At 63.9% G+C, this 26,723-nt stretch carries 21 protein-coding genes; 4 read left to right on the top strand and 17 right to left on the bottom strand.

Features of this window, described 5'->3' with window-relative positions; all coding sequences use genetic code 11:
- Positions 1-404 precede the first annotated feature (404 nt).
- Positions 405-1,421 carry a zinc-binding alcohol dehydrogenase family protein gene (locus G3N95_RS34355; protein ID WP_205974534.1) on the bottom strand — a complete coding sequence of 339 codons (1,017 nt, stop codon included), beginning with the start codon at positions 1,419-1,421 and terminating at the stop codon, positions 405-407.
- A gap of 176 nt (positions 1,422-1,597) precedes the next feature.
- Between G3N95_RS34355 and G3N95_RS34360 the strand changes: the two genes are divergently transcribed.
- Positions 1,598-2,539, top strand: coding sequence for a LysR family transcriptional regulator (locus tag G3N95_RS34360; RefSeq protein WP_205974535.1), 942 nt, complete (start codon positions 1,598-1,600; stop codon positions 2,537-2,539).
- 36 nt (positions 2,540-2,575) lie between these two features.
- On the opposite strand, the gene G3N95_RS34365 is transcribed toward G3N95_RS34360, so the two are convergent.
- From G3N95_RS34365 to G3N95_RS34380, 4 genes are all read right to left on the bottom strand, one after another.
- The gene (locus G3N95_RS34365; protein ID WP_205974536.1) at positions 2,576-2,890 is read right to left on the bottom strand and encodes a hypothetical protein; all 315 of its coding nucleotides are present in this window, start codon (positions 2,888-2,890) and stop codon (positions 2,576-2,578) included.
- A gap of 73 nt (positions 2,891-2,963) precedes the next feature.
- Positions 2,964-5,783 carry a DNA ligase D gene (ligD, locus tag G3N95_RS34370; RefSeq protein ID WP_205974537.1) on the bottom strand — a complete coding sequence of 940 codons (2,820 nt, stop codon included), beginning with the start codon at positions 5,781-5,783 and terminating at the stop codon, positions 2,964-2,966.
- A gap of 68 nt (positions 5,784-5,851) precedes the next feature.
- The gene (locus tag G3N95_RS34375; protein WP_205974538.1) at positions 5,852-6,829 is read right to left on the bottom strand and encodes a Ku protein; all 978 of its coding nucleotides are present in this window, start codon (positions 6,827-6,829) and stop codon (positions 5,852-5,854) included.
- Between the two features lie 164 nt (positions 6,830-6,993).
- Positions 6,994-8,217 (bottom strand): cytochrome P450, encoded by a 1,224-nt coding sequence (locus G3N95_RS34380; protein WP_205974539.1) that lies wholly within the window; start codon positions 8,215-8,217, stop codon positions 6,994-6,996.
- Between the two features lie 174 nt (positions 8,218-8,391).
- Here G3N95_RS34380 and serB point away from each other — a divergent pair, with 174 nt between their 5' ends.
- Complete coding sequence (serB, locus tag G3N95_RS34385) at positions 8,392-9,231, top strand: phosphoserine phosphatase SerB (RefSeq protein WP_205974540.1); 840 nt, start codon at positions 8,392-8,394, stop codon at positions 9,229-9,231.
- Positions 9,232-9,319: 88 nt separating this feature from the next.
- Here the strand turns inward: serB and G3N95_RS34390 are convergent, their stop codons facing one another.
- The 11 genes from G3N95_RS34390 to G3N95_RS34440 form a co-directional block, all read right to left on the bottom strand.
- On the bottom strand, positions 9,320-10,504 hold the full coding sequence (locus G3N95_RS34390) for a cystathionine beta-lyase (RefSeq protein ID WP_205974541.1): 1,185 nt from the start codon (positions 10,502-10,504) through the stop codon (positions 9,320-9,322).
- Between the two features lie 40 nt (positions 10,505-10,544).
- Positions 10,545-11,153, bottom strand: coding sequence for a hypothetical protein (locus G3N95_RS34395; RefSeq protein WP_205974542.1), 609 nt, complete (start codon positions 11,151-11,153; stop codon positions 10,545-10,547).
- 156 nt (positions 11,154-11,309) lie between these two features.
- Positions 11,310-12,494: a beta-ketothiolase BktB gene (gene bktB, locus G3N95_RS34400; protein ID WP_205974543.1), complete on the bottom strand. Its 1,185-nt coding sequence runs from the start codon at positions 12,492-12,494 to the stop codon at positions 11,310-11,312.
- Between the two features lie 162 nt (positions 12,495-12,656).
- Positions 12,657-13,595 (bottom strand): sugar kinase, encoded by a 939-nt coding sequence (locus G3N95_RS34405; RefSeq protein WP_205974544.1) that lies wholly within the window; start codon positions 13,593-13,595, stop codon positions 12,657-12,659.
- A gap of 4 nt (positions 13,596-13,599) precedes the next feature.
- Positions 13,600-14,991: a 30S ribosomal protein S12 methylthiotransferase RimO gene (gene rimO / locus G3N95_RS34410; protein ID WP_205974545.1), complete on the bottom strand. Its 1,392-nt coding sequence runs from the start codon at positions 14,989-14,991 to the stop codon at positions 13,600-13,602.
- 377 nt (positions 14,992-15,368) lie between these two features.
- Positions 15,369-15,947, bottom strand: a complete 579-nt coding sequence (phaR, locus tag G3N95_RS34415) for a polyhydroxyalkanoate synthesis repressor PhaR (protein ID WP_205974546.1) — start codon at positions 15,945-15,947, stop codon at positions 15,369-15,371.
- Between the two features lie 148 nt (positions 15,948-16,095).
- Positions 16,096-16,836 carry a 3-ketoacyl-ACP reductase gene (locus tag G3N95_RS34420; protein WP_205974547.1) on the bottom strand — a complete coding sequence of 247 codons (741 nt, stop codon included), beginning with the start codon at positions 16,834-16,836 and terminating at the stop codon, positions 16,096-16,098.
- A gap of 168 nt (positions 16,837-17,004) precedes the next feature.
- Complete coding sequence (locus tag G3N95_RS34425) at positions 17,005-18,186, bottom strand: acetyl-CoA C-acetyltransferase (protein ID WP_205974548.1); 1,182 nt, start codon at positions 18,184-18,186, stop codon at positions 17,005-17,007.
- Between the two features lie 192 nt (positions 18,187-18,378).
- On the bottom strand, positions 18,379-20,367 hold the full coding sequence (gene phaC / locus G3N95_RS34430) for a class I poly(R)-hydroxyalkanoic acid synthase (RefSeq protein WP_205974549.1): 1,989 nt from the start codon (positions 20,365-20,367) through the stop codon (positions 18,379-18,381).
- Between the two features lie 434 nt (positions 20,368-20,801).
- A complete protein-coding gene (gene pgeF / locus G3N95_RS34435) occupies positions 20,802-21,641 on the bottom strand; it encodes a peptidoglycan editing factor PgeF (protein WP_205974550.1) in 840 nt (279 codons plus the stop codon).
- Entirely contained in the window at positions 21,638-22,948 is a 1,311-nt protein-coding gene (locus G3N95_RS34440; RefSeq protein ID WP_205974551.1) for an RluA family pseudouridine synthase, read from the bottom strand. Before G3N95_RS34440 ends, pgeF begins: the two co-directional genes overlap by 4 nt.
- Positions 22,949-22,987: 39 nt before the next feature.
- On the opposite strand from G3N95_RS34440, the gene G3N95_RS34445 reads away from it, so the two are divergent.
- On the top strand, positions 22,988-23,845 hold the full coding sequence (locus tag G3N95_RS34445) for an outer membrane protein assembly factor BamD (protein WP_205974552.1): 858 nt from the start codon (positions 22,988-22,990) through the stop codon (positions 23,843-23,845).
- A 110-nt stretch (positions 23,846-23,955) separates the two neighbouring features.
- Here the strand turns inward: G3N95_RS34445 and rlmD are convergent, their stop codons facing one another.
- The gene (gene rlmD, locus G3N95_RS34450) at positions 23,956-25,260 is read right to left on the bottom strand and encodes a 23S rRNA (uracil(1939)-C(5))-methyltransferase RlmD (protein WP_241019115.1); all 1,305 of its coding nucleotides are present in this window, start codon (positions 25,258-25,260) and stop codon (positions 23,956-23,958) included.
- A 203-nt stretch (positions 25,261-25,463) separates the two neighbouring features.
- Between rlmD and G3N95_RS34455 the strand changes: the two genes are divergently transcribed.
- The gene (locus tag G3N95_RS34455) at positions 25,464-26,327 is read left to right on the top strand and encodes an endonuclease/exonuclease/phosphatase family protein (protein ID WP_205974554.1); all 864 of its coding nucleotides are present in this window, start codon (positions 25,464-25,466) and stop codon (positions 26,325-26,327) included.
- Positions 26,328-26,723 lie beyond the last annotated feature (396 nt).

Genomic DNA, 26,723 nt, shown 5'->3' on the forward strand with positions numbered 1-26,723 from the left:
GTGTCGTAGTATCGCCAACGCATACGGCGCGACAAGCTACACACAGTTTGCCACCTGGGCGGCGTAGACGAATCGCTGCCGCTAGCTGCGCTACGGGTGACTGGAGTGGGTGATGCGCCTGTTCGAGGCGCTGGCAACGTGCACAAAACAAAGTGTTGCCGTGTGGAGTGCGGGACCGGTTGGGGGCCCGCAGGCAAGTACAAAAGCTGGCGGTGTGAGCGGCTTTCTTTTGCCTACTTTTCTTTGCCGCGGCAAAGAAAAGTAGGTGCCGCCCCGCACAGGGGCAACACCAGCAAACCAGAAGCAAAACGCGGATGCCAGCGCCAGAAATCGCGAATGCCAGCAAAACCAAGGCGCCCGCCAGCAAAAAATCCAAACCGGCGACTGCGTCGCAGACAAAAAAATCAAAACCCGGTCAACACCAGCTTCCCAATCGCCCGCCCTTCTTCAAGCAGCTTGTGCGCGCGCCGCACATTCTTCGCATTGATCTTGCCAAGATCCTCCCCAACGGTAGTACGCAAAATCCCCGCGTCGATCAGACGCGCCACTTCCGTCAGGAGCTTATGCTGTTCGATCATGTCAGCCGTGCCGAACATCGACCGCGTAAACATGAACTCCCAGTGAAATGCCGCGCTCTTCGACTTCAACAGCTCGATGGGAACCGGCTTCGCATTCTCGACGATCGTCGCAATGCCACCCTGCGGCTTGATGACGGCAGCCGCCGCCGGAAAATGCCGATCGGTGTCGTTGAACATCAACACGTAATCCACCTGCTCGAAGCCAATCTGCTTCATCTGCGCAGGCATGTCGCCGAAGTGATCGACGATGTGATCCGCGCCCAACTCCTTCGCCCACTTCGCCGACTCGGGCCGCGACGCCGTCGCAATCACCGTCAGCTTCGCCAGCTGCTTCGCGAGCTGGATGCCGATCGACCCAACCCCGCCCGCGCCGCCGATGATCAACACCGTCTTGCCCGCGTCCGTACCCTGCGGCGACACGCCCAGACGGTCGAACAGCGCCTCCCACGCAGTGATCGCTGTCAACGGCAACGCAGCAGCGTGTGTGAAATCGAGCGACGCCGGTTTGCGGCCCACAATCCGCTCGTCGACCAGATGAAACTCGCTGTTCGCGCCCGGCCGCGTAACGCTGCCCGCATAGAACACGGAGTCGCCCGCCTTGAACAACGTCACGTCCGGCCCGACGGCTTCGACGATCCCCGCCGCGTCCCAACCGAGCACGCGCGGCGTCTTCTCAACCGTGTCCTTCGGCGAGCGAACCTTGTAGTCCACCGGGTTCACGGAAATCGCCTCGACCTTCACGAGAATGTCGTGGCCCGTCGGCTGCGGTTTGTCGAGTTCAAGGTCGACAAGCGACTCGGGATCGTCGATGGGAAGGTATCGGGTCAGTCCAACGGCTTTCATGACGGCTCCTTGATTGGTGTGATGTTTTCTGAACGGTGTCGCTAACGGCGGCCTGTTTTCTGTTCAGAGCCAGGCTCAACGGGCCGCCGATCGCGTTGACTCCACTGTAGAAAACTCTTTACGCTGCGAGAAGCGACATAATCACTGAAACATTTTCTGGAATTTCCAAATAATCGATGGACACGGTGTCCCAGACAGCACCCGGCGATCGCGACCGGCTCGACCTGCTCGACGTCGCGCTGTTCATGCGCGCCGCCTTGCTCGCGAACGTATCGGCGGCGGGACGGGAATTTGGACTGTCGGCCGCCGTCGCGAGCGCGCGGATTGCGAACCTGGAAAAACTGCTGGGCGCGCGTCTGCTGCATCGGACGACGCGCCGCGTCAGCCTCACGCAGGAAGGCGAAGTGTTCATGGCGCGCGCCCAGACGCTGCTGGACGCGGCGGCCGCCGCGCGTGCGTCGGTCGGACGCGGCCAGGCCGAGCCGCAAGGTCGTCTGCGCGTGTCGATGCCGTCGTCGTTCGGGCGGCAGCATGTGTCGCCCGTGATCGCGGCGTTCTTGCGGCGCTATCCGGGCGTCAGCGTCGACTTGCGGCTCACCGATACCATCGTCGATCTCGTCGATGCCGGCGTCGATGTCGGCATCCGGCTGGGCGCGCTGAAAGATTCGACGCTGGTCGCCCGGCGGCTCGCGGCGAACCGGCGCGTGATCTGCTGCGCGCCGTCGTACCTCGCCGAACGCGGCACGCCGCATCATCCGTCCGATCTCGCGCAGCACGAATGCGTGATCCTCGCCGATCAGCGCGACTGGTCCTTCGTCACGCCGGCAGGCCCGCTGAACGTGCGGGTCGGTGGACGACTCGCGACCGACAACGGCGAAGTGATCCGCGATGCGTTGCTGGCGGGATTCGGCATCGCGCTCAAATCGACGTGGGACGTGGCGCCCTATCTGCGCAGCGGCGAACTGGTGACCGTGCTCGACTCGTATCCGCTCGCCGAAACGGTCGCGATCTGGGCGGTGTACCCGTCGCGCACATTCGTGCCGCCGAAAACCGTCGCGTTCATCGACTTCCTCGCCACGCACTTCGGCGATCCGCCGTATTGGGACCGCGCACGCTGACGGCCGCTACTTCAGAGTCAGGCTCAAGTGCATCCTTCAGCGGCGCTTGTTACCCGTTCCCGCGGAATTCTCGTTGGCATGCGCATCGTTCTGCGTGCGCTCCTGGTAGTCGTCGCCGCCGCGCCGGTCGGTATCTTCCAGCCCGTGCTCCAGATCGCTATGCGCCTGCTTGCCGACGCCGCGCGGCTCGTGCTCGTTCTGCGAGTCCGCGCTCTGATCGGATTCGTGCGGCAGCGGCGCAGCCTGTTCGCCGAACGGACGCTTCGGCACGTTCGATTGATCGTTGCCTTCGGGGCGCGTCGCGTGCTCTTCGTGCTCGTCGCCCGTCGCGTGTTGCTGCGATGTCTTCATGATGCTCTCCCTCCTCTGCGCGCGATGACGCTCGCGCGTTTCGCGACTTGCCCGTCCGCCGATACACCGCCGCTCAATCGTGCTCCGCCGTATCGAGCCTGCGCCGCATCGCGGCTGTGATGCGCTGCTTCGTTTTCGCGTAGTCGGCCCACGGATCGCGCTCCAGCGCGTCGAGCCGCTCGTGTACGTTCGCGATATTCCATTGATCGCCCGCCGTGGTCTCGGGCACTTCGTCCCACGTGAGAGGAACCGACACGCCCAGGCCGGGCCGCGCACGCAGCGAATACGCGCAGACGGTGCTCGATCCGCGGTTGTTGCGCAGATAGTCGACGAAAATCTTGCCCTTGCGATTCTGCGCGCCCATCTTCGCGGCGAAGTGCTTCGGCAGCGCGGTCGCCATGTGCTGCGCGACGGCTTGCGAGAACGCCTTCACGTCGTCCCAGCCCAGCTGCTTCGCAATCGGCACGACGACGTGCAGCCCCTTGCCGCCGCTCGTCTTGCAGAACGACACGAGGCCCAGTTCCGCAAGCAGCTCGCGCGTGAGTTGTGCCGCTTCGATCATCCGCTTCCAGCCAAGCGACGGGTCCGGGTCGAGATCGAACACCATGCGGTCGGGCTTCTCGATGTTCGCGGCCACAGCGTTCCACGTATGCAGTTCGATCGTGCCCATCTGTGCCGCGCCGACCAGCGCCGCTTCGCTCTCGATCGTCAGCAGCGGCGGATGACCCGGGTCCAGCCCCGGATGCTGCGTGATGTCAGGAATCGCAAGCTTCTGGCTGTGCTTCTGGAAAAACAGTTCGCCGCCAATATCCTCCGGCGCGCGCACGAGCGCGACGGGCCGGTCCTTGAGATACGGCAGCATCCACGTCGCAACCGACGCGTAGTGTTCCACCAGTTCGATCTTTCGCACGCCGGTGCTCTTGTCGATTACGCGGTCGGGGTGCGAGATGCGCACGCCGGAGACGGTCGTCGTGCCCGCCTTGCTGGATGATTTCGCGGCTGCGCTGCCTGAAGCTCCGCTAGACGCGCTCACGCGCTTCGTCGTCCTGGGTTCGGCCTGAACATCGGCCGTCTTCGACGCGCGCTTTTTCGCCGCCGATGTCTTCGCCTGATGGGCGCCCGATTCTTCCGTGATGTGTTGCACGTCAGCCCCCTTGCGCGGCGCTTCGTGGACGATCTGCTTCGCGGGCTTGTCGCTGCGCAGGCTGACGAACGACGCCTGCCGCACGACGCCGTCGCTCGTCCATTCCGCGAAGTTGCATTCGGCGACGAGTTCCGGCTTCACCCAATGCACAGGCGTGCGGCTTCGTTCGCGCGGCTCGCTCGCGAACGGCATCGTCGCCGTCGCGCGCGCGTCGAGTTCCTTCTTGATCGAGCGCAACCGGCTCGCGTCGAAACCCGTGCCGACCCGCCCCGCGTATTGCAGCTTGCCCTTCTTGTCGTAAACGCCGAGCAGCAGCGCGCCGAACGCCTCGCGGCTGCCCGCCGGTTCCGTATAGCCGCCGATCACGAACTCCTGCCGACGCCGGCACTTGAGCTTGATCCACGCAGGCGAGCGTCCGGACACATAGAGACTGTCGCGGCGCTTGCCGATGATGCCTTCGAGCTGCATGTCGCAGGCGCTCTTCAGCAACTGATCGGCGTCGAAGCCGAAGTCCGACGAGAAGCGCAGCGTGTCGTCGTCGACGGTGTCGAGCAGCGCGCGCAGAATCGCGCGACGCTGTTCGAGCGGCACGCCGCGCAGGTCGTAGCCGTTGAGGTACGGCAAATCGAACAGATACAGCGTGATGTCCTGCGGACGGTTCGCGTCGAAGGCGTTTTGCAGCGACTGAAAGTTCGGCACGCCGCGGCTGTCGAGCACCACGGCTTCGCCGTCGAGCCACGCACTGTCGACGCCGACGCGCGCGATCGCCTTCATCTGCTTGCTGAACTTCGCGCTCCAGTCGTTGCCCGCGCGCGTGAAAATCTTCACAGGCTCTTTCGATGCGTGATCGATGCGCGCCAGCACGCGGTAGCCGTCGAACTTGATCTCGTAGAGCCAGTCGTCGCTGGCGGGCGCGCTGTCGACGAGCGTCGCCAGTTGCGGCTTGAGCGCGGCGGGCAGCTTCGCCTCGACGGCGCCTTCGATGGACGGGTGCTGCGCGAGTTCTCTCAGCGACTGCGCGTTGCGCGTCGCGACGATGTCGGGGCGATCGGCGGGCGTGCCTTTGGCCTTGCGTGACGACGCAGCCTTCGACGCCTTGATCGATGCGCTCTCGCCGTTCGCACGGCCGCCGCGCGCACCCGGCGCATCGGACAGCACGCTGCCCTGCCGCAGTTCGAGCACGTCGAAGTCGGCTTCGCTGCGCGCTTCGTCGTCACGCTCCTTGATGAGCAGCCATTGCTCCTTGTCGTTGCTGCCGCGCATATGGCTGCGCACGAGCGTCCAGCCGCCGTGCAGCTTGTGACCATTCAGATGGAACTTGAGCTTGCCTGCCTGGTACGCGTCGCGCGCGCCCGCTTCGCCGCCCACGGGCTCCCATGTGCCGCGATCCCAGACGATCACCGAACCCGCGCCGTAGTTGCCCTCGGGAATGTCGCCTTCGAACGAGCCGTATTCGATGGGGTGATCCTCGACGTGCACGGCGAGCCGTTTCACGGAAGGATCGAGGCTCGGTCCTTTCGGCACCGCCCATGATTTCAACGTGCCGTCGAGTTCGAGCCGGAAATCGTAGTGCAGGCGCCGCGCGTCGTGTTCCTGAATCACGAACGACAGGTCGTGCTGCTTCGCTGTCTTTCTCGCGGGCGTCGTCTTCGTCGCGTGCCTGCTCTTTCCGCGTGAGGCAACACCCGACGGCTCCGGGGTTTCATTGAAGCGGCGCTTGCGCTGATAGGTCTCGAGCTTGTCGGTCATGATCGATTTGCGCTTTCCTGTTGCTTCGCCCTTGCCGCAACCCGTCTGGTCGATGGCGCAATCCGTGCTCAGGCGGCGCGACGCTTGCGTGCAGCACCCGACGCGCTGCCGGATGTGCTCTTGCGCGCGGTCGTTCCTGTTGCGCGTCGCGTGGTTTTCCTCGCCGCTGCACGACGTTTCGTGGGTGCTGCGGCTTCGTCTGCCTCGCTTTCGCCGCTTGTTGCCGCGCGCACCGCAGATTTGCCTTTTCCGCCGCGCCCGAGGCTGCGCTTGAGCAGATCCGACAAGTCAAGAATATCCGCGGACGGACGCGTTTCGCGAGGCGTTTCGAACTCCATCACTTCTTCCGTCATGCCCGCCTGAATCTTCCTGTCGACCAGCGCGAGGATGTCGTCGCGGAAGGTGTCCTTATAGTCGGCCGGGTTCCACTTGCCGCTCATATCGGCGATCAGCTTCTTCGCCATGTCCAGTTCGCGCGCCGTCACGCCGGACTTCTTCGCGCTTTCGCCGGGCAACTTGAATTCATCGAATGAGCGTACCTCGTCGGCCCAGCGCAGCGTGTTGAGCGCGAGCATCGGCCCGACGGGAATCAGCGCGGCCAGATGCTGCTTGTTGTGCATCACGACGTTCGCGACGCCGATCTTGCCCGTCGCCTTCATCGCGTCGCGCAGCAACGCATAGACCTTCTCGCCTTTACGGTCGGGTGTCAGGTAGTACGGCGTGTCGAGATACAGAAAGGGAATCTCGGGCGCCTCGACGAACGCGATGATGTCGACCGTCTGCGTCGTTTCGGGATTCGCCGCATGGATCTCCTCGTCGGTCAGTACGACGTATTTGTCCTTCTCGTACTCGTAGCCGCGCACGATGTTGTCGCGCGTCACTGCCTTGCCCGTGCGCTTGTTGATCTGCCGATAACCGATGGGATCGATCGAGCGTTTGTCGAGCAGATTGAAGCCGACCTTCTCCGACTTCGTAGCCGGATACAGTTGCACGGGTACATGGACGAGACCGAAGCTGATCGCGCCTTTCCAGATCATGTGAGCCATCGCGCGCTCCCCGAAGATGAACTCCATGCGAAGCAGCAAGTGTGCCCAGCAGGCAGACGCGCCGCACTGCGCGCTGCGCGTGCGGCACGCCGCAGCGCGGCGCGATCTCGCTGTAAGACTTGCTTCGCTGCGGAAAAAGCTACGGACGCCCGATCATGCTCATCTCATTCGACCACGCACGGCACGGCCGCATAACCGCGAAACCGGACGCGTCCGCCGCGTGTCGGCTCGCCGTCGATCCGATACGACGGAAAGCGCCGCACGAAACGCCCGATCGCAATCCGCGCTTCGAGCCGCGCAAGCGACAGACCCGCGCATTGATGAATGCCGAAGCCGAACGCAAGATGCCGGTTCGGCGTGCGGCGGATATCGAAGCGGTCGGGCTCGGCGAACTGCTCGGGATCGCGGTTCGCCGCGCCGATGCACAGCGTGACGGGCGTGCCCGCCGTCACCGGCACGCCGCCGATTGCCGTGTCGAGCATCGTCATGCGGTTACCGAGCTGGTTCGAACTCTCGAAGCGCAGGCACTCTTCGACGGCGCTCTCGATCAGTTCCGGCTCGCGCAGCAACGCATCGCGTTCTTCCGTCCAGGTGCTCAGCGTGACGAGGCCGTTGCCGATCAGATTGGTCGTCGTTTCGTGACCGGCGTTCAGGATGAAGATGCAGTTCTGCAGCAGTTCGATCTCGGACAACTGCTCGCCGCCCGCCTCGCCCTGAATCAGGCGCGTGAGCACGTCATGCTGCGGGTCGCCGGGCGCCGCGCGGCGTCGCGCGACGAGATCCTTCAGATACGCGACGAATTCCGTCACCGCGAGATTGCCGCGTTCGTGCTGCGCGGGCGTGAGCGAGGGTTCGAGCGCGCCGAGTATCGCGAGCGACCAGTCGCGCAAGGGCGCGCGTTCGTCGTGCGGCACGTCGAGCAGATTGCCGATCACTTCGACGGGAATCGCCGCCGCGAAGTCGCCGATCAGATCGATCTCGCCACGCGCGGCCGCACGATCGAGCAAGCCCTCGACGAGCCGCACGAGGCCATCTTCCATCGCGGCGATTGCGCGCGCCGTCAGCGCGCCCGCGATCAGCTTGCGCACACGCGTGTGCAGCGGCGGATCATTGAACACGAGGCTCGTCGTGTGATGCTCGAAGAGCGGCGTCGCACCGTATTTCGGCGCGAATTCGACTTTTTTGTCAGAGCTGAAGGTCTTCGGATCGCGATAGACGGCCTGCACGTCGCGATAGCGCGTGAGAAACAGCGATCCGTCCGGCATGCGCTTGACGGGCTCGTGCGTGCGCAATGCGTGATAGACGGGATACGGGTCCGCGTGAAACGACGCGTCGAGATGCAGTAGATCGAAGTCGCGGGCGATGTCGGCCTCGCGGGACGGGTTCATGGGTGTCTCCAGGTGTTGTCTTCGCCGCTATCGCGGCTGATTGTTTGAAGCATCAGTATGAACCATGCCGCGAGGTGTCCAGCGCTAGCCGGGCAACGCGAGCGGAACCGTTACAATAAGCGGATTTTCCGCGCCGGCTTGTTGCCCGTCCTGTTGCCCACTTCCCGCGTCGACATGAATCTCGTCATCCAAAGCCTCACCCCGATTGCCGCCGAACACCACAAGCCGCTGCTCGCGCTGTCGCGCGGCGCGAAGCTCTCCGCGATCGATGCGTGCGCCGTGCGCATCGACGACGCCGCCGTCGCGCAACGTCCCGACCTCGACGTGTACTGCGGCGCGCATGCGCTCGACTACGCGTTCGTCGAAGCGGGCCGCCGTCTGACGGATTTCGGCCTCGTCGCGATGGACATGGATTCGACGCTGATCACGATCGAGTGTATCGACGAAATTGCGGATTTCTGCGGGCTGAAAGCGGAAGTGGCCGCGATCACGGAAGCGTCGATGCGCGGCGAAATCAAGGACTTCAACGAGAGTCTCACACGCCGCGTCGCGCTGCTGAAGGGCCTCGACGCGGGCGCGCTGGAAAAGGTCTATGAACAGCGGCTGCAACTGTCGCCGGGCGCGGAACAGATGCTGGCGGGCGCGAAGGCTGCGGGGATGAAGACGCTGCTGGTGTCGGGCGGCTTCACCTTCTTCACCGAAAAACTGCAGGCGCGTCTCGGCCTCGATTTCGCGCGCGCCAACACGCTGGAGATCGTCGACGGGAAGCTGACGGGCCGTGTGCTCGGCGAGATCGTCAACGCCGACGTGAAGGCCCGCACGCTGCGCGAAGCGTGCGACAAGCTCGGCATCGAGCCGACGCGTGCGATCGCGATGGGCGACGGCTCGAACGATCTGAAGATGATGGCGGCGGCGGGCCTGTCCGTCGCGTTCCGCGCGAAGCCCGTGGTGCGCGAAGCGGCCAGCGTCGCGTTCAACCATGTCGGGCTCGACGGCTTGCTGCGGCTGTTCTGAACGCCGCTTGCTGAAGCGGCAGATGTGAAAAAGCCCGCTCAGTTCAAGGCGGGCTTTGGTTTGAATCCGCAGATAAAACGCTACGCGCTCAACCCAGCGCGACGAGACAGCGCTCGATATCTTTGCGCAGATCCGCTTCGTCTTCGAGACCGATGTAGAAGCGCACCAGCGTGCCGCGATGCGGCCACTGCGACTCGGTGCGCATCGACGCGACGTTGTACGGCATCGCGAGACTTTGCGCCCCGCCCCAGCTCCAGCCGAGCGAGAACAGTTCCAGCGATTCGCAGAACCTGTCGATCTGCTCCGGCGTGTAATGCGCGTCGAACACGACCGAAAAGAGTCCGCCCGCGCCTGTGAAATCGCGCTTGTAGAACTCGTGGCCCGGACAATCGGACAGCGCCGGGTGCAGCACGGTGGCGATTTCGGCGCGCGTCTTCAGCCACGTGGCGAGTTCGAGTGCGCTCTTGTCGTGCTGCTCGAAACGCACTTTCATCGACGGCAGGCTGCGCAGGATCAACGAGCAATCGTCCGCCGACACGCCGATGCCCATGCGCATGCGCGCGAGCTTCAGCTTCAGATGCAGTTCGCGGTCCACCGTGATGGTCGCGCCCATCAGCACGTCGCTGCCGCCCGACTGGTACTTCGTGAGCGCCTGCATCGAAATGTCGACGCCGTGATCGAACGGCCGGAACGCGAGACCCGCCGACCACGTGTTGTCGATCGCCGTGACCACGCCGCGCGCGCGGGCGACGGCCGTGATGGCGGGGATGTCCGACACTTCCATCGTCACCGAGCCGGGCGCTTCGAGCCAGATCAGCTTCGTGTTCGGCTGGATCAGATCGGCGATGCCCGCGCCGATCATCGGATCGTAGTAACGCGCGCTGATGCCGAAATCCTTCGCGAGCCATTCCGCGTGATCGCGGTTCGGCGAGTAGACGTTGTCGGGAATCAGCACGTCGTCGCCCGCTTTCACGAGGCCGAAATAGACGTTCGAGATCGACGACAGGCCGGACGGCTGCAACAGCGCGTGATTGCCGCCTTCGAGCGCCGCGAGCCGCTGCGCGAGCGCGATCGACGTCGGCGTTGCGTGCAGGCCGTAGCGCCATTGCGCGTCGTTCTTCCAGTCGAGCGCGCGCATGGTCGCGAGGTCGGGAAACACGACCGTCGACGCCCGCGCCACGGGCACCGAGAAAGATTCCCAACCGGGCGTCATCTGATCGGTCGGCTGGACGATACGAGTCTGCAAGCCGTGCTTCGGAGTCTTTGGAGTCATGGTCAGAGAGAATTGGGTTCGTCAGTGATACGCGCGGCGCTCATTCGCCTATCGTCAGATTGCTCACGCCGTTGACGGCCTGCCCGTGCGACGGGGCGGGCTGCGGCGCCGGCTTCTGGGCCTGGACAGGCGCCGGTGCGCTCTGTCCTGCCGCGACGGACGGTTTCTGTCCCGCAGCAAGCGGCCGCAGCGAAAATTCGAGCGGATCGGAGTCGTCGACGTTCATCCGCTCGCCTTCGAGCGAACCATCGGCGGCGAACTTGCCGACCCAGTTGCCCGTGATATGCGTGCCGTCGTTCGACTCTTCGACTTCGAGCGTATCGCCGTCGCGGTCGCCCGCGATCAGGATCACTTCGCCCGTGTCGGCGTACTGATATTCGCCGTGGACGCCGCCGGCATCGTCGCGATCGGTTTTCGCGCCGAGGCGCAGCACGATCTGCCGCTTGCCGAGCGTGCCCGCGTATTGCGGAAACTTCGCGAATTCGGGGCTCGGCTTCAGCGGCAACTGCATCGCCGGGGGCGCCGCCAGTTGTTTGACGGCATCGCTTTGCGCATGCGCCGCGCCAGACAGCACCGCTGTGACGGTCAATGCCGCGGCGGCGATCATCGCGAGCCGCGACGCCCTGTGTTTCGACCTTGCTTCCTGCATCCGTTCTTTCCTTTCAACCGGTTTGATGACGCTCAGTGACGCTCAGTGACGCTCGATGACGCGCATGACGTCGAGCACCCGCTTCGACCGGTTATACCGCAAGTTCGTTCAGAGACAGGGGCGGCGCGGCGGCCGCCCCTGTCCCGAGCGAGCGGATCAGATCCGCTCGAAGATGGCGGCGATGCCTTGCCCGCCGCCGATGCACATCGTCACGAGCGCATAACGCCCGCCGATGCGCTGCAGTTCGTACAGCGCCTTCACGGTGATCAGCGCGCCCGTTGCGCCGATCGGATGGCCCAGCGAAATGCCCGAGCCGTTCGGGTTCACCTTCGCGGGATCGAGGCCGAGTTCCTTGCTGACGGCGCAAGCCTGCGCGGCAAACGCCTCGTTCGCCTCGATCACGTCGAGATCGGCGACCGTCAGGCCCGCGCGTTCGAGCACCTTCTGCGTCGCCGGCACGGGGCCGATGCCCATGTAGTTCGGATCGACGCCCGCGTGCGCGTAAGCGACCAGTCTGCCGAGCGGCTTCATGCCGCGCTTTTCAGCGACGCTGCGTTCCATCAGCACGACGGCGGCCGCCGCGTCGTTGATGCCCGACGCGTTGCCCGCCGTCACCGTGCCGTTTTCCTTCGCAAACACCGGCTTCAGTTTCGAGAAGTCGTCGGGCGTCGCGTTCAGGCGCACGTGCTCGTCCGTGTCGAACACGGTGTCGCCCTTCTTCGACGCGATCGTGATGGGCAGAATCTGTTCCTTGAAGTAGCCGGCTTCAATCGCCTTTGCGGCGCGGCGGTGCGATTCGAGTGCGAGCGCATCCTGCGCGTCGCGCGAGATGTCGTACTTCTTCGCGACGTTCTCGGCCGTCACGCCCATGTGGATCGTCTGAAACGGATCGTGCAGCGCGCCGAGCATCATGTCGACCATGCTCGCGTTGCCCATGCGCTGGCCGAAGCGCGCCGACGGCATGATGTACGGCGCACGGCTCATGCTTTCCGCACCGCCGCCGATCGCGACGTCCGCGTCGCCGAGCAGCACCGACTGCGCCGCCGACACGATAGCCTGCAAGCCCGAGCCGCACAGGCGGTTCACGGTCAGCGCAGGCGCATGCTGCGCGACGCCGCCGTTCAATGCCGCGACGCGCGCGAGGTACATGTCCTTCGGCTCGGTGTGGATCACGCTGCCGAACACGACATGGCCGACTTCGTCGCCGGCGACGTTCGCGCGCGACAACGCCTCGCGTACGACACGCGCGCCGAGATCCGTCGGCGCGAAATCTTTCAGGCTGCCGCCGAAGTCGCCGATTGCCGTGCGGACGCCGCTCACTACCACCACTTCACGTTGCATCGCTTGCTCCTCTTCTCTGTCTCGGTTGGATATCGCGCGCGGCATGGTTGCCGCGCGCGACTTTGTCTTTCAACATACCGGAGTTGCCGGATTTGCGCGCTGAGTCCCACGCGTCTGACGTTATTGTGCAGCGGCGCCTGCGAGGTGCGATCGAGTGAGAGATCAGGCGCCGAGCAATTTTTCGACCGTCGCGCGGTCGGGAATCGGCGCGACGGCGCCAAAGCCTTGCGTCGACAGCGCAGCCGCGACGTTTGCGTAGCGCGCCGCCTGGAACGGATCGTCGCCCGCCACGATGCGCGCGATGAACGCACCGCCGAAACAGTCGCCCGCGCCCGTTGCGTCGACGGCATTGACGACGTGGCCGGACACAACGCGGCGCTCCTGCGGCGTCGCGATGTACGAACCTTCCTTGCCGAGCTTCAGTGCGACCACACGCGGCCCTTGCGTCAGCAGGAAATCGACGATGTCGTCGCGCGCGGTGAGGCCAGTCAGTTCCGTGACGTCGTCCCAGCTAGGCAGACAGATGTCCGTCTGGCGAATCGCTTCGAGCATCACCGCGCGCGCCCGCGCGAGCGGCCACAGCTTGAGGCGCAGATTGGTGTCGAAGCTCACGAGCACCTCGTTCGCGCGCGCGTGTGCGATGGCGGCGAGCGCCGCGTCACAGGCGTTCACGCCGATCGCGAGACTGATCCCCGACAGATGGATGACCTTGGCGGCCGCAATCGCATCGAGCGGCAGATCGCGCGGCGCGTAACGGCTCGCGGCCGAGCCCGCGCGCAGATAGTCGAACTGGTGGCCGGCCGGACCGTGCGACACGAAATACACGCCCGTCGGCGCCTGATCGTCGATGCGCACATATGCGGTATCGACCTGCTCGCGCTGCCACAGGTCGAGCAGCAGGCGGCCGAACTGGTCGCTGCCGACGGCGGACACGAAGCCCGCCGACGCACCCTGCCGCGCAGCCGCGATGCAGAAGTTCGACGTGTCGCCGCCGAAGCCTTGCAGATACGTCGGCTGATTTTTGCCGGACTGGTTGAATTCGACCATCGCCTCGCCGAGCGCGAGGATGGACGGCGTGCTGGCGACCGTGTTCGACGTCATTGCGTCAGACCTCGCCCCACAGGTCGTGGCCGTCCGCGCCCGTGATCTTCACCGACACGAAATCGCCGACCTTGTAGCGCTTCGACGCCTTGGTCGCAGGCGCGATATAGACGACACCGTCGATCTCCGGCGCATCCGCCGCCGTGCGGCCAATGCCGCCGTCGGGGTTGATTTCGTCGACGAGCACCTTCAGCGTCTTGCCGACCTTGCGCGCGATGCGCTTCGCCGACACTTCTTCCGCGACTTCCATGAAGCGCGCGCGACGTTCTTCGCGGACTTCGTCGGGCAGCGCGCCGTCGAGTTCATTGGCCGTCGCGCCTTCGACGGGCGAATACGCAAAGCAGCCGACGCGATCGAGTTCCGCCTCGCGGATGAAGTCGAGCAGCGTTTCGAACTGCTCTTCCGTCTCGCCGGGGAAGCCCGCGATGAACGTGCTGCGGATGGTCAGGTCCGGGCAGATTTCGCGCCATGCGCGCACTCGCTCGAGTACCTTCTCGGCGTTCGCCGGGCGCTTCATGCGCTTGAGCACTTCGGGATGTGCGTGCTGGAACGGCACGTCCAGATACGGCAGCACGTGGCCCTTGAATGGGCCTTCCGCCATCATCGGAATGACTTCGTCCACGCTCGGATACGGATACACGTAGTGCAAACGCACCCACGCGCCATACTGCGCGGCGAGTTCGCCGAGCGCGCCGACGAGGTCGGTCATGCGCGTCTTGATCGGCTTGCCGTTCCAGAAGCCCGTGCGGTATTTGACGTCGACACCGTACGCGCTCGTGTCCTGCGAGATCACCAGCAGTTCCTTCACGCCCGACTTGAAGAGGTTTTCCGCTTCGAGCATCACTTCGGCGACGGGACGCGACACGAGGTCGCCGCGCATCGACGGGATGATGCAGAACGTGCAGCGGTGATTGCAGCCTTCGGAAATCTTCAGATACGCATAGTGACGCGGCGTGAGCTTGACGCCCGCAGCGGGCACGAGGTCGACGAACGGATCGTGCGGCTTCGGCAGGTGGCTGTGCACGGCCTGCATCACTTCGCCGACGGCATGCGGGCCCGTCACGGCGAGCACCTTCGGGTGCACTTCCTCGATCAGGTTCGACCCGCTCGCGCTCTGCTTCGCGCCGAGGCAGCCGGTGACGATCACCTTGCCGTTTTCGTTCAGCGCTTCGCCGATCGCGTCGAGACTTTCCTGCACGGCTTCGTCGATGAAGCCGCAGGTGTTCACGACGACGAGATCCGCGCCGTCATACGTGCCGGAGATTTCGTAACCCTCGGCGCGCAGTTGCGTGATGATCTGTTCGGAATCGACGAGGGCTTTCGGGCATCCGAGTGAAACGAATCCGACCTTCGGAATCGAAGCGGTCGGCGCGGCGGGGATCGAAGTCTGCGACATAGAAAATGGTCCGGCGAGAAGCGATGAGTGACGCGATGTGCGAGGGCTTGGGCGTGCAGCCCGAACGCCGGAATCTCGGCAAACGTGGGCGCACCATGCGGCGCCCTCTAGCGAGGGCCGTCGCGAAATGGGGCCATGTGGATCTTGTGGGAATCGGCGGGGCCCCGCGCAAGCAACCTCATATTATACCGTGGAGGCGGATGCCCAGGCGCCGCGCGGACGGCGGAGGCGCCCCGCTCCGGCAAGCTCGATGGACGCTCGTGCTCGACACGAATCGACGCCCATCGTCCGAAAAAGGGAACAGAAACAGCGTGCGGTCTGCCGGGCTCGCTACCCGGGCAGACTCACATCGAAAGACCGGCGATGGGAAGAACCGCCTACTTCTTCTCCGGTTCCGGATTCCCCTGCGGCGCAGGCTGCGTAAACGGGAACGTGCTGAACATCGTCTTCGCCTGGTTCTGCATCTGCTCCTGCATCTGCACGAACATGTTTTTCGACTGTTCGATATAGCTCGTCATCATCCCCTGCATCATCGGGGCCTGCATATTCATGAATTGCGACCAGACTTCCGGATTCATCGTCTTGCCTTCGTACAGGCCCTTCGACTGATCCGCGAGCTTGTTCTGGATATCGATGAACGCCTGGATGTTCTTTTCCAGGTACGTGCCCATCATGCCCTGCATCGCGTGCCCATAGAAACGGATGATCTGCGACAGCATCAGCGACGAGAACATCGGCAGGCCGCCGCTCTCTTCTTCGAGAATGATCTGCAGCAGAATGCTGCGCGTCAGGTCTTCGTTGCTCTTGGCATCGATGACCTTGAAATCCTCCTGATCCAGCACGAGCTGCTTCACATCGGTCAACGTGATGTAAGTGCTGGTCTCTGTATCGTACAGTCGACGGTTCGGATATTTCTTAATGAGTCGTTCGGCTGTTTTCTTTGTAGTAGTGGTCATGTAACGCCTTTGAGCGCGAATGAAGCGCAGAAACGGCGTCCTGTCGCACGCACAGCTTGACACTGCGCGTACAAGACGCCGCCAGAAACATCTGAACCATGCAACGTCCTGCTTTGTCCATGCTGCGACAAGACAGGACGCTCACGGATCAGCCCATATGCAGGCCGCCGTTCAGCGAGAAGTCGGCCCCCGTCGAGAAGCCCGACTCGTCCGACGCCAGCCATGCAACGATCGACCCGATTTCATCCGGCGTGCCGAGACGGCGCACCGGAATCGTCGCGACGATCTTTTCCAGCACGTCGGCGCGAATCGATTTCACCATGTCCGTGCCGATGTAGCCCGGCGAAACGGTGTTGACCGTCACGCCCTTGGTGGCCACTTCCTGCGCGAGCGCCATCGTGAAACCGTGAATGCCCGCCTTCGCGGTCGAGTAGTTCGTTTGACCGAACTGACCTTTCTGGCCGTTCACCGACGAAATGTTGATCACGCGGCCCCAGCCACGCTCGACCATGCCGTCGATCACCTGCTTCGTCACATTGAAGAGGCTGGTCAGGTTCGTGTCGATCACGGCCGTCCAGTCTTCATGCGTCATCTTGCGGAACACGACGTCGCGCGTGATGCCCGCATTGTTCACCAGCACGTCGACTTCGCCGGCTTCCGCCTTGACCTTGTCGAACGCGATCTTGGTCGACTCCCAGTCGCCCACGTTGCCTTCCGAAGCAATGAAGTCGAAGCCAAGGGCTTTCTGATCTTCGAGCCACTTCACGCGGCGCGGCGAGTTCGGGCCGCAGCCCGCGATCACCTTGAAGCCGTCCTTGTACAGACGCTGGCAAATGCTCGTGCCGATGCCACCCATGCCGCCCGTTACGTACGCAATTCGTTGTGACATAAAACACACTCCATTATCGTTTTACGAGACGCCAGCCGCCTCGTGCTTCGCCTTCCAATCTGCCGGGTGCACAGCGCTCGCTCACGCGATGCGCACCGGACCGCGTCACGCTGCCGATCGCCCTCGACGGACAACGGACGCGTGACGGCCTCCTCGTGCAACGTCCTCTTACGGACGCTCGACCGCGAGCGCCACACCCATGCCGCCGCCGATACACAACGACGCCAGACCCTTCTTCGCGTCGCGCTTCTGCATTTCGTGCAGCAGCGTGACGAGAATCCGGCAACCGGATGCGCCGATCGGGTGACCGATCGCAATCGCGCCGCCGTTCACGTTGATCTTCGACTGATCCCAGCCCATCTGCTTGTGCACGGCCAGCGCCTGTGCCGCAAATGCCTCGTTGATTTCCATCAGGTCGAGGTCGTTCACGCTCCAGCCTGCGCGTTCCAGACAGCGGCGCGACGCCGGCACGGGACCCATGCCCATCACCTTCGGATCGACGCCCGCGTTCGCGTACGCCTTGATGCGCGCGAGCGGCGTGAGACCCAGCGCCTCGGCCTTCTTCGCCGACATCACGACGACAGCCGCTGCGCCGTCGTTGAGACCCGACGCGTTCGCCGCCGTCACCGTGCCTTCCTTCGAGAAAGCCGGCTTCAGGCCAGCGAGCGATTCGGCCGTCACGCCGTGGCGCACGAATTCGTCCGTCGCGAACGACAGCGGATCGCCCTTCCTCTGGGGAATCTGGATCGGCACGATTTCATCATCGAAGCGGCCGGCCTTCTGTGCGGCTTCCGCCTTATTTTGCGAAAGAGCCGCAAACGCGTCCTGATCTTCGCGCGTGATGCCGTATTCCTTCGCGACATTCTCGGCCGTCACGCCCATGTGGTACTGGTTGTACACGTCCCACAGGCCGTCGACGATCATCGTGTCGATCAGCTTCGCGTCGCCCATGCGAAAACCGTCGCGCGAGCCCGGCAGCACGTGCGGCGCGGCACTCATGTTTTCCTGGCCGCCCGCGACGACGATGTCCGCGTCGCCCGCGATGATCGCGTTGGCCGCGAGCATCACGGCCTTCAGGCCCGAACCGCACACCTTGTTGATGGTCATGCCCGGCACTGCCATCGGCAGACCGGCCTTGATCAGCGATTGACGCGCCGGGTTCTGGCCCGAGCCTGCCGCCAGCACCTGACCGAGGATGACTTCGCTCACCTGCTCGGGCTTCAGGCCCGAACGCTCCAGCACGGCGCGGATCACCGTGGCGCCCAGTTCCGGCGCCGCAATCTTCGCCAGCGACCCACCGAATTTGCCGACAGCCGTACGGGCCGCCGATACGATCACTACGTCAGTCATTTGAGTTTCCTCCGGGGCTGCGGCGACATGCTCCACAGTAGCCCGTCAAGTTGTTAATCCGGTCAAGTCAGCGTTACTGCGATACAGCGTCTGTCTCACTCCACCCGTCTTCACCCGGTGTTCGTGCGGCGGCGGTCGCTCATTGCCCTTCACCGGCGACCGCTCGCAAATGATGATTCCGCAGCGCGACGCTTATTCGCGCTGCTGCACGTAGCGGCCAGGCGCGGGTTCGATCACGGGGAACTCGGCCGAGCCTGCCTTCGCTGCCGGCTTCACCTTCTTGCCGCCGTACTGTTCGAGCCACTTGGTCCACTCGGGCCACCAGCTGCCGGGCGTTTCCGTCGCGCTGTCGAACCAGTCGTCGGGATTCTCGGGCAGCGCCTTGTCGTCGCCTTCCACCGACCAGTAACTACGCTTGTTCTTCGACGGCGGATTGATCACGCCGGCAATATGGCCCGACGCGCCGAGCACGAACTTGCGCGGCCCCGTCAGGAGCGGCACCGATGCATACGCCGATTCCCACGGCACGATGTGGTCCTCGCGCGAACCGTAGATGAATGTCGGCACGTCGATGCGCGACAGATCCACCTTCTCGCCGCACGTGGTCAGCGCACCCGGCTCGCGCAACTTGTTGGCGAGATAGGTGTTGCGCAGATACCAGACGTACATCGGACCGGGCAGGCTCGTCGAATCGCTGTTCCAGTACAGCAGGTCGAACGGCATCGGCGTGCGGCCCTTCAGATAGTTGTCGACGACGTAGTTCCACACGAGGTCGTTCGGACGCAGGAACGAGAACGTGTTCGCGAACTCGAGGCCGCGCATGAGCCCCGGCGGCGTGCCGTTCTTGCCGCCGATGGTCTGCTCGCGCATCTGCACATGCGCTTCGTCGACGAAGATGTCGAGCACGCCCGTGTCGGCGAAATCGAGCATCGCGGTGAGCAGCGTCATCGACGCAGCGGGATGCTCGCCGCGCGCCGAGGCAACGGACAGCGCCGTCGCGAGCAGCGTGCCGCCGATACAGAAGCCGAGCGTATTGATCTGCTCGCGGCCGCTGATCTGGCGCGTGGTGTCGATGGCAGCCAGCACGCCGTCGGCGATGTAGTCGTCCCACGACTTATGCGCGATCGACTGGTCCGCGTTGCGCCACGAAATCAGATACACCTGATGACCCGAGTCGAGCGCATGCGCCACCAGCGAGTTCTCGGGCTGCAGATCGAGAATGTAGTATTTGTTGATGCAAGGCGGCACGATCAGCAGCGGACGCTCGTGCACGGTGGCCGTGCGCGGGGTGTACTGGATCAGCTGCATCAGCTCGTTCTCGAATACGACGGAGCCTTCCGTCATCGCGAGATTCTTGCCGACGCCGAAGCGCGACTCGTCCGTCTGCGAAATCTTGCCGCGCTGCATGTCGTTGAGCAGGTTCATCACGCCCTGCCGCAGGCTTTCGCCATTGCTTTCGAGCAGCGTCTTCTGCGCCTCGGGATTCAGCGCGAAGAAGTTGCTCGGCGATGCAGCGGCTGTCCACTGCTGCACGGCGAAACGGATGCGCTCGCGGGTCTTCTGGTCGGTGTCGATGGCGTCGACCAGTTCCTGCAGATAACGCGCGTTCAACAGATACCACGCAGCCGTGTACGTGTAGATAGGCGTCGTCTTCCAGGCTTCGGAGCTGAAGCGCCGGTCCTTGAGTTCGATGCCCGACGCGGTGGCCTGTGCCGCCTGTTGCAGCAACTGCATCGCTTCACGCGAATAGTCGGACTGCAACTGCTGCAGACGGTTCGAAGGAATCGATGCGCTCGGCATCTTCAGGCCTGCGATCTGCTGCGTGAACTGCTGTGCGAACTGCGGGTTGAATGCCTGACCGAACAACGCGTTGAACGGCTGGCCCGCGGCCTCGCCATTCGGTTGGCCTTGCGGCTGCGCAAACTGTCTGGCTATTTGCTCGAACAAGGGATTGGAAAACGGCAGCGAGCCTGCCTGCGCCGTCGCCGCTTTCGCGAAGTCGGGCATGGATGGAACGCTAAAAGGATTGCCGTTTGCTGCGGCTTGCGCGCCCAGCGAACGCCATGCGTTCATCCAGGCGTCGAACCATTGTTGCACCCCTGCCGCATTCGCTTGCTGCTGCGTGCGGTCCGACGAGGTGTCCGTGCGAGAAGAAGTCGAGGAAGTGTGAGATGCAGCCATGCCTGCTTTTGACCGAAAAGTCCTCGCGGACGGGTTGAGAGGCAGGTACTTGCGCGGGAACAGCACTGCATCGCGACCGCGTTACGCCCTTGCCCAGGTGGGAACATTCTTGCGCCCCATCGCAAGGCATGTCAATGCTTGCTCCCGATTTTGCCGCAGTGCGATATTTTTTTCATTATCGTTTTCCCGATGTATCGCAACGTGATCTGACAGCGGAAGAACGATCGTGCTGTGCAATGCAAAACAAGCCCGCCACGACGGGCTCGTCTGACATGTCAGTCATGCTCGGAACGCTTATGCACTGCGCAACCGCGTAGGTCTTCTTAGGTTCGCGCAGTGCAACATAAGCCCACGCGAGAGACGGCTTCGGGTCATTTCCCGTGCAGCAAATTTGTCTTTGCGCAGCGGCACTTAGGTCTTTCGTGATGGACCGGTTACTGATCCGCAAGCCAGATCAGCGCGGCCATTCTGCCCGTCTCCCGATCGCGTCGATACGAGTAAAAACGTTCGCGTTCAGTGACCGTGCAATGACCCCCGCCCACCACATTCGCGATACCGATCTGGGCAAGACGGAAACGTGCGAGGCGCGGCAGATCGGCGAGGTATTTGCCCGCATTCACGGGATGGTCGACGAAGGCTCCGGCGATGTCGTCGCGTTGTGCGCCGCCGACAGCATTCATGAAGGCGTCACGCACGTCTGGTCCCACCTCGAAAGCCTGCGGGCCGATGCAGGGGCCGAGATATGCATGCAACGCTGACATGTCAGTGCCCGCGAGCGACGCGACACGCTGCGCCGTCTGCTCGACGACACCTGACGCGAGACCGCGCCAGCCGGCATGCGCAGCACCCACGGCGCGGCCTTCGCGGTCGCACAGCAACACGGGCATGCAGTCGGCGATCATCACGACGCACACCGTGCCCGACCGGTCGGTCACGCTCGCATCGGCTTGCGCGAGCGGCTCGCCGCGCTTTGTAGCGGCCAGCACGTCGTCGGCATTCACGACGGTCGCGCCATGAACCTGCGACAGCCATGCGGCTTCATCGCGCCCTGTGAGCGTCATCAGACGCGCGCGGTTCGCTTCGACGTGCGCGAGATCGTCGCCAGACTTGCGGCCGAGATTCAGCCCGCCTGCACCGTCGACGCCGTCGCGCCACGTACCGAACGGCGGCAGGCTCACGCCGCCGTTACGCGTCGTGACGAGCGCCTGCACACGCGGCGACACGGACCACTCGGGGTGCAGCACATCGTTGAAGGTGAGTTCAGGCAACGTCATGCGCGATCGTCCTCGTCGTCTGCGTCTGCGTCTGCGTCTGCGTCGAGATCGTCTTCTTCGTCGTAGCCTTCTTCGAGGGCAGCATCGTCGTCGTAGTGATCTTCGTAATCGTCGTACTCGTCTTCGTGCTCGCGGCCGAGCCCCAATGCTTCGGACAATTCAGCGATGTCGTCCGGCACGTCGGCGCGCCATTGCATCGTGCGCCCCGTCTTCGGATGAACCAGCGCGAGGCGCCATGCATGCAGTGCCTGGCGCGCGAAGCCGCCCGGCAACGGCGCGACGGAACGCTTGCCGCGTGCGCGGCCGTAGACCGGGTCGCCCAGCAGCGGATGACCGATATGCGCGCAATGCACGCGGATCTGATGGGTGCGGCCCGTTTCCAGATCGCAGTGAATCGCGGACAGGGGCTGCCGCTCCCACACCGTCGAATCGATGCGCCGGAAGTGCGTGCGCGCGTGCTTGCCCGCTGCGCCCGTGACCACGGCCATACGTGTGCGTTCACGCGGATCGCGGCCGATGGGCGCGTCGATCGTCCCTTCTTCCGGCATGTTGCCCCACACGAGCGCGAGATAGCGGCGCTTCACGGTACGGGCCTGCAACTGGCGCACGAGATCGGTTTGCGCTTCGAGCGTGCGCGCGACCACCATCAGCCCCGAGGTCTCCTTGTCCAGCCGGTGCACGATGCCCGCGCGCGGCAGGCCCGCTGCCGCGTCGCCATAGCGATGCAGCAGGCCGTTGAGCACCGTGCCGCTCCAGTTCCCTGCGGCGGGATGCACGACGAGGCCAGCCGGCTTGTTGATCACGACGAGCGTGTCGTCTTCGTAGACGATATCGAGCGGCACGGGTTCGGGCGTGAAGGCAAGCTGCTCCGGCAGCAGATCGGGCACCAGTTCGATCGAGGCGCCGAGCGGCACCGGCTGGCGTATCTTTGCCGGCCGCCCGTCGACGCGCACGCGCTGCGCCTCGATCCAGCTTTGCAGCCGGCTGCGTGAAAACTCCGGAAAGACTTTCGCCAACACCTTGTCGAGACGCTCGCCGGCGAGTTCGGACGGCACCGTGACGATGCGCGGCGGTTCGTCCGCGCGCGCCGTCCCGCCTTGCGCGGCGGGCGATGCGGCGGTGCCGGCCAGCGCGTCGCCGACGAGGTCGTCGTCGAGGTTATCGGCCCCCGTCGCTGCGGCGGCATTACCTGCTGATGCGTCGGCGGGGTCGGCGCTTGGGCTATAATCTTTGTTGCTCTTCCGCGCGCCCTGGTCGGGATGCTGAGCAGCAGACTGAGCGGGACGCGGAGTATTGGAACGGGTCATCGAGACTGGGTCACCTGGACGTAAAAGCTAGACTGGAAAATGCGAGCCTTGAACATCATTACTCAAACTGTTCGAAAGACGGTGGCCCACAAGCTGGCCAGGAAAGCGGCCCTCTATGGCGCCTGCGTGGCAGCCGTGACGTTGGTGGCGGCCTGTCATGGCCTGCCGGAAAAGACGGACGAAACGGCCACGTGGACCAACAATAAATTATATACGGAGGCGCAGGACGCCTTGAGCGGCGGGGACTTCGGCAAGTGCGCGAAATACTTCGAAGCGCTCGAAGGCCGCGACCCGTTCGGTCACTTCGCGCAGCAGGCGCAGATCAACGTCGCGTACTGCAACTGGAAGGACAGCGAAACGGACGCTGCCGACCAGGCCGTCAACCGCTTCATCCAGCTGCACCCGGATCACCCGGACATCCCCTACGCGTACTACCTGAAGGGCATGATCCACTTCAACGACGATCTGGGCCTGTTCGGCCGCTTCTCGGGCCAGGACATGAGCGAGCGCGATCCCAAGTCGCTGCGCGAGTCGTATGACGCGTTCAAGGTCGTGGTCGACAAGTATCCGCAGAGCAAGTACGCGCCGGATGCCGCGCAGCGCATGCGCTACATCGTGAATGCGCTGGCGTCGCACGAAGTGCACGCGGCGGACTACTACTATCGCCGCGGCGCCTATGTGGCGGCGATCAACCGGGCTCAGCTCGCGATCAAGGAATACAAGAACGCGCCTGCCATCGAAGACGCGCTGCACATCATGATGCTGTCGTATCAGAAGCTCGACCAGCCGCAACTGGCCGAAGACACGAAGCGCGTGCTCGCCGGCACCTTCCCTGATAGCCCGTACATCACGGGCCATTCGCGTCCGGGCAAGGAAAAGTCGTGGTGGCAGTTCTGATCGACTGATCGCTTCGCATCAAACAGAAACGCCACGGTGCTCACCGTGGCGTTTTTCTTTGCGGCGCCCGCTTCGCTCTGCGCGGACGCCTTCGGGACCGGGCGTGCGCCTCAGTCGCGTTCGAACAGCGCGATCGATTCGACGTGCGACGTATGCGGGAACATGTTCACTACGCCCGCGCCCTTCAGCCGGTAGCCCGCCTCGTGCACGAGCAGGCCTGCGTCACGCGCGAGCGTCGCGGGATTGCACGACACGTAGACGATGCGCTTCGGCAGCGGGCCTTCGCCGCTCTGCGCAATGTCGGCGAGCGCCTTCGATACGGCGAGCGCCCCTTCGCGCGGCGGATCGATCAGATACTTGTCGAAGTGGCCGAGCGCGCGGATGTCGTCGGCCGTGACTTCGAACAGGTTGCGGCACGCGAACGACGTGTGGCTGTCGACGCCATTTTCCTTCGCATTGTCGAGCGCGCGCGAGGTCAGCACCTCGCTGCCTTCGATACCGACCACTTCGCTCGAAATGCGTGCAAGTGGCAGCGTGAAGTTGCCGATGCCGCAGAACAGATCGAGCACGCGGTCGGTCTTCGCGGGCGCGAGCAGACGCAGCGCCCGGCCGACCAGCACGCGGTTGATCTGGTGATTGACCTGCGTGAAGTCGGTCGGACGGAACGGCATGCGGATGTCGAACTCGGGCAGCGTGTAGTCGAGCTGGCGGTCGAGCGGATAGAACGGATAGACGGAATCCGGGCCCTTCGGCTGCAGCCAGAACTGGACGTTGTGCTGATCCGCGAAATCGCGCAGCACCTGTTCGTCGGCGGCATTGATCGGTTCGAGGATGCGCAGCACGAGGGCCGTCACCGATGCGCCGACGGCCAGTTCGATCTGCGGCATGCGGTCGCGAATGGACAGCGCTTCCACCATGTGGCGCAGCGGCACGAGCATGTCGGACACATGCGGCGGCAGCACTTCGCAGCTCGTCATGTCGGCGACATAGCTGCTCTTGCGTTCGTGGAAGCCGACCAGCACGCCGCCCTTCTTCGCGACGTGGCGCACCGTCAGGCGCGCGCGATAGCGATAGCCCCAGGACGGGCCGTGGATCGGCCGGAACACGGTTTCGGGACGCAGCTTGGACAGGTGCATCAGATTGTCTTCGAGCACACGGCCCTTGACGGCGATCTGCGCGCGCACGTCGAGATGCTGCATCGAACAACCGCCGCAGGTGCCAAAAAACTTGCACTGCGGGCGGGTACGGATCACGCTCTCTTTGAGGATATCGACGACCTGCGCCTGCTCGAAACTCGGCTTCTTGCGATAGCTCGAGTAGGTCACGCGTTCGCCGGGCAGCGCGCCTTCGACGAAGATGACCTTGCCGGGCGAGCCGTCTTCCGTGACGGTGCGGCCGACGCCGCGCGCTTCCATGTCGAGCGACTCGATATCGAGTTCGGGCGCCTTGAACGGGCCAGCGGCAGCGTCTTCGCGCGCCTGCTTGCCTTTCCTGGGCGAGCGGGTTTTACCAATGTGGGGGACAGTTTCGGACACCAGCGACTTCCTGACAGACTGTGTAAAAGTGGGACCAAACACGAGATTGTAGACGAACGACGCACACCGACGGAGATTTGACGATGCGACTGATCAGCTGGAATGTCCAGTGGGGACGCAGTGCGCACGGCGACGTGAACCTGTCGCGCACGATCGACGAAGCGCGGCGGCTCGCCGATTTCGACGTGTTGTGCCTGCAGGAAGTCACGCGCGGCTTTTCGGTGCTGGCGGGTCATCCGGGCGATGACCAGTTCGCCGAACTGGCCGATCTGCTGCCCGGCTACACGGTGCTGGGTGCGATCGGTGCGGATCTGGCGCCGCTCAAGCTCGATGCGCCCGCCGCGCCGCGCCGTCAGTTCGGCAATGCACTGGCGACCCGTTTGCCCGTCGAGCGCGTGATTCGTCACTCGCTGCCTTGGCCGGCCGACCCGGACGCGCCGTCGATGCAGCGTGTCGCGCTGGAGGCCGTGCTGAGGGCGCCCGGCGGATCTTTAAGGGTGATCGTCGCGCATCTGGAGTTTTATTCGCTGAAGCAGCGGCTTGCTCAGGTCGAGCGGCTGCGTGAGATGCAGTTGGAGGCGGCTGCTCATGCTGCGAATCCCGCGCCTGCGGAGAATGCCATTGGGCCTTTTGCCGATACGGGGCGTCCTGTGAGCGCGATCGTGTGTGGCGATTTCAATAGTGCTTACGACAGCGAGGCGTATCGGCGGATGCTGGAGCCGCTTGCAGGGAGTCCTTCGTTCGTCGATGCGTGGACCGCGTTGCATCCGGGGCAGACGCCGCCGATGACGGCGGGTGTCTACGATAAGGCGCAGTGGTCGGATGGGCCGCTGACATGTGACTTTGTTTTCGTTACCGAAGATTTGCAGCCAAGGCTGTTGAGCTGTGAGATCGATGGTGGGACGCGGGCTTCTGATCATCAGCCTGTTATTGTTGAGATTGGTTGAGGTTTTTGTCTGCGACGCTTTTGGTGTGTGGGCTTGGCGGTTTGCTGGCATCCGCGTTTTGTCTCTGGTTTGCTGGCGTTGCCCCTGTGCGGGGCGGCACTTACTTTCTTTGCCGCCGCAAAGAAAGTAAGCAAAGAAAGCGGGCTCACACCGCCAGCCCGTATTTTGGCCTGCGGGCCCCCAACCGTTCTTACGCTACGTGCGGCATCGCGCTATTTCATGCGCGTTGCCAGCGTGCTAACTGCACGCCTCACCCGCTTCACGCTCCCACGTCACGTTTCGCGTTACCAGAAATCCACGGCCGCCCAGGTGGCAAACTGTGTGTAGGCCGTCGCGATGGAAGTGCACCACTCCGGACTGAAAAGCGGGGGCGGTGTCGTAGAAGCGCGAATGTGT

It is taken from the genome of Paraburkholderia sp. Tr-20389 (assembly GCF_017104565.1).
Lineage (GTDB): Bacteria > Pseudomonadota > Gammaproteobacteria > Burkholderiales > Burkholderiaceae > Paraburkholderia.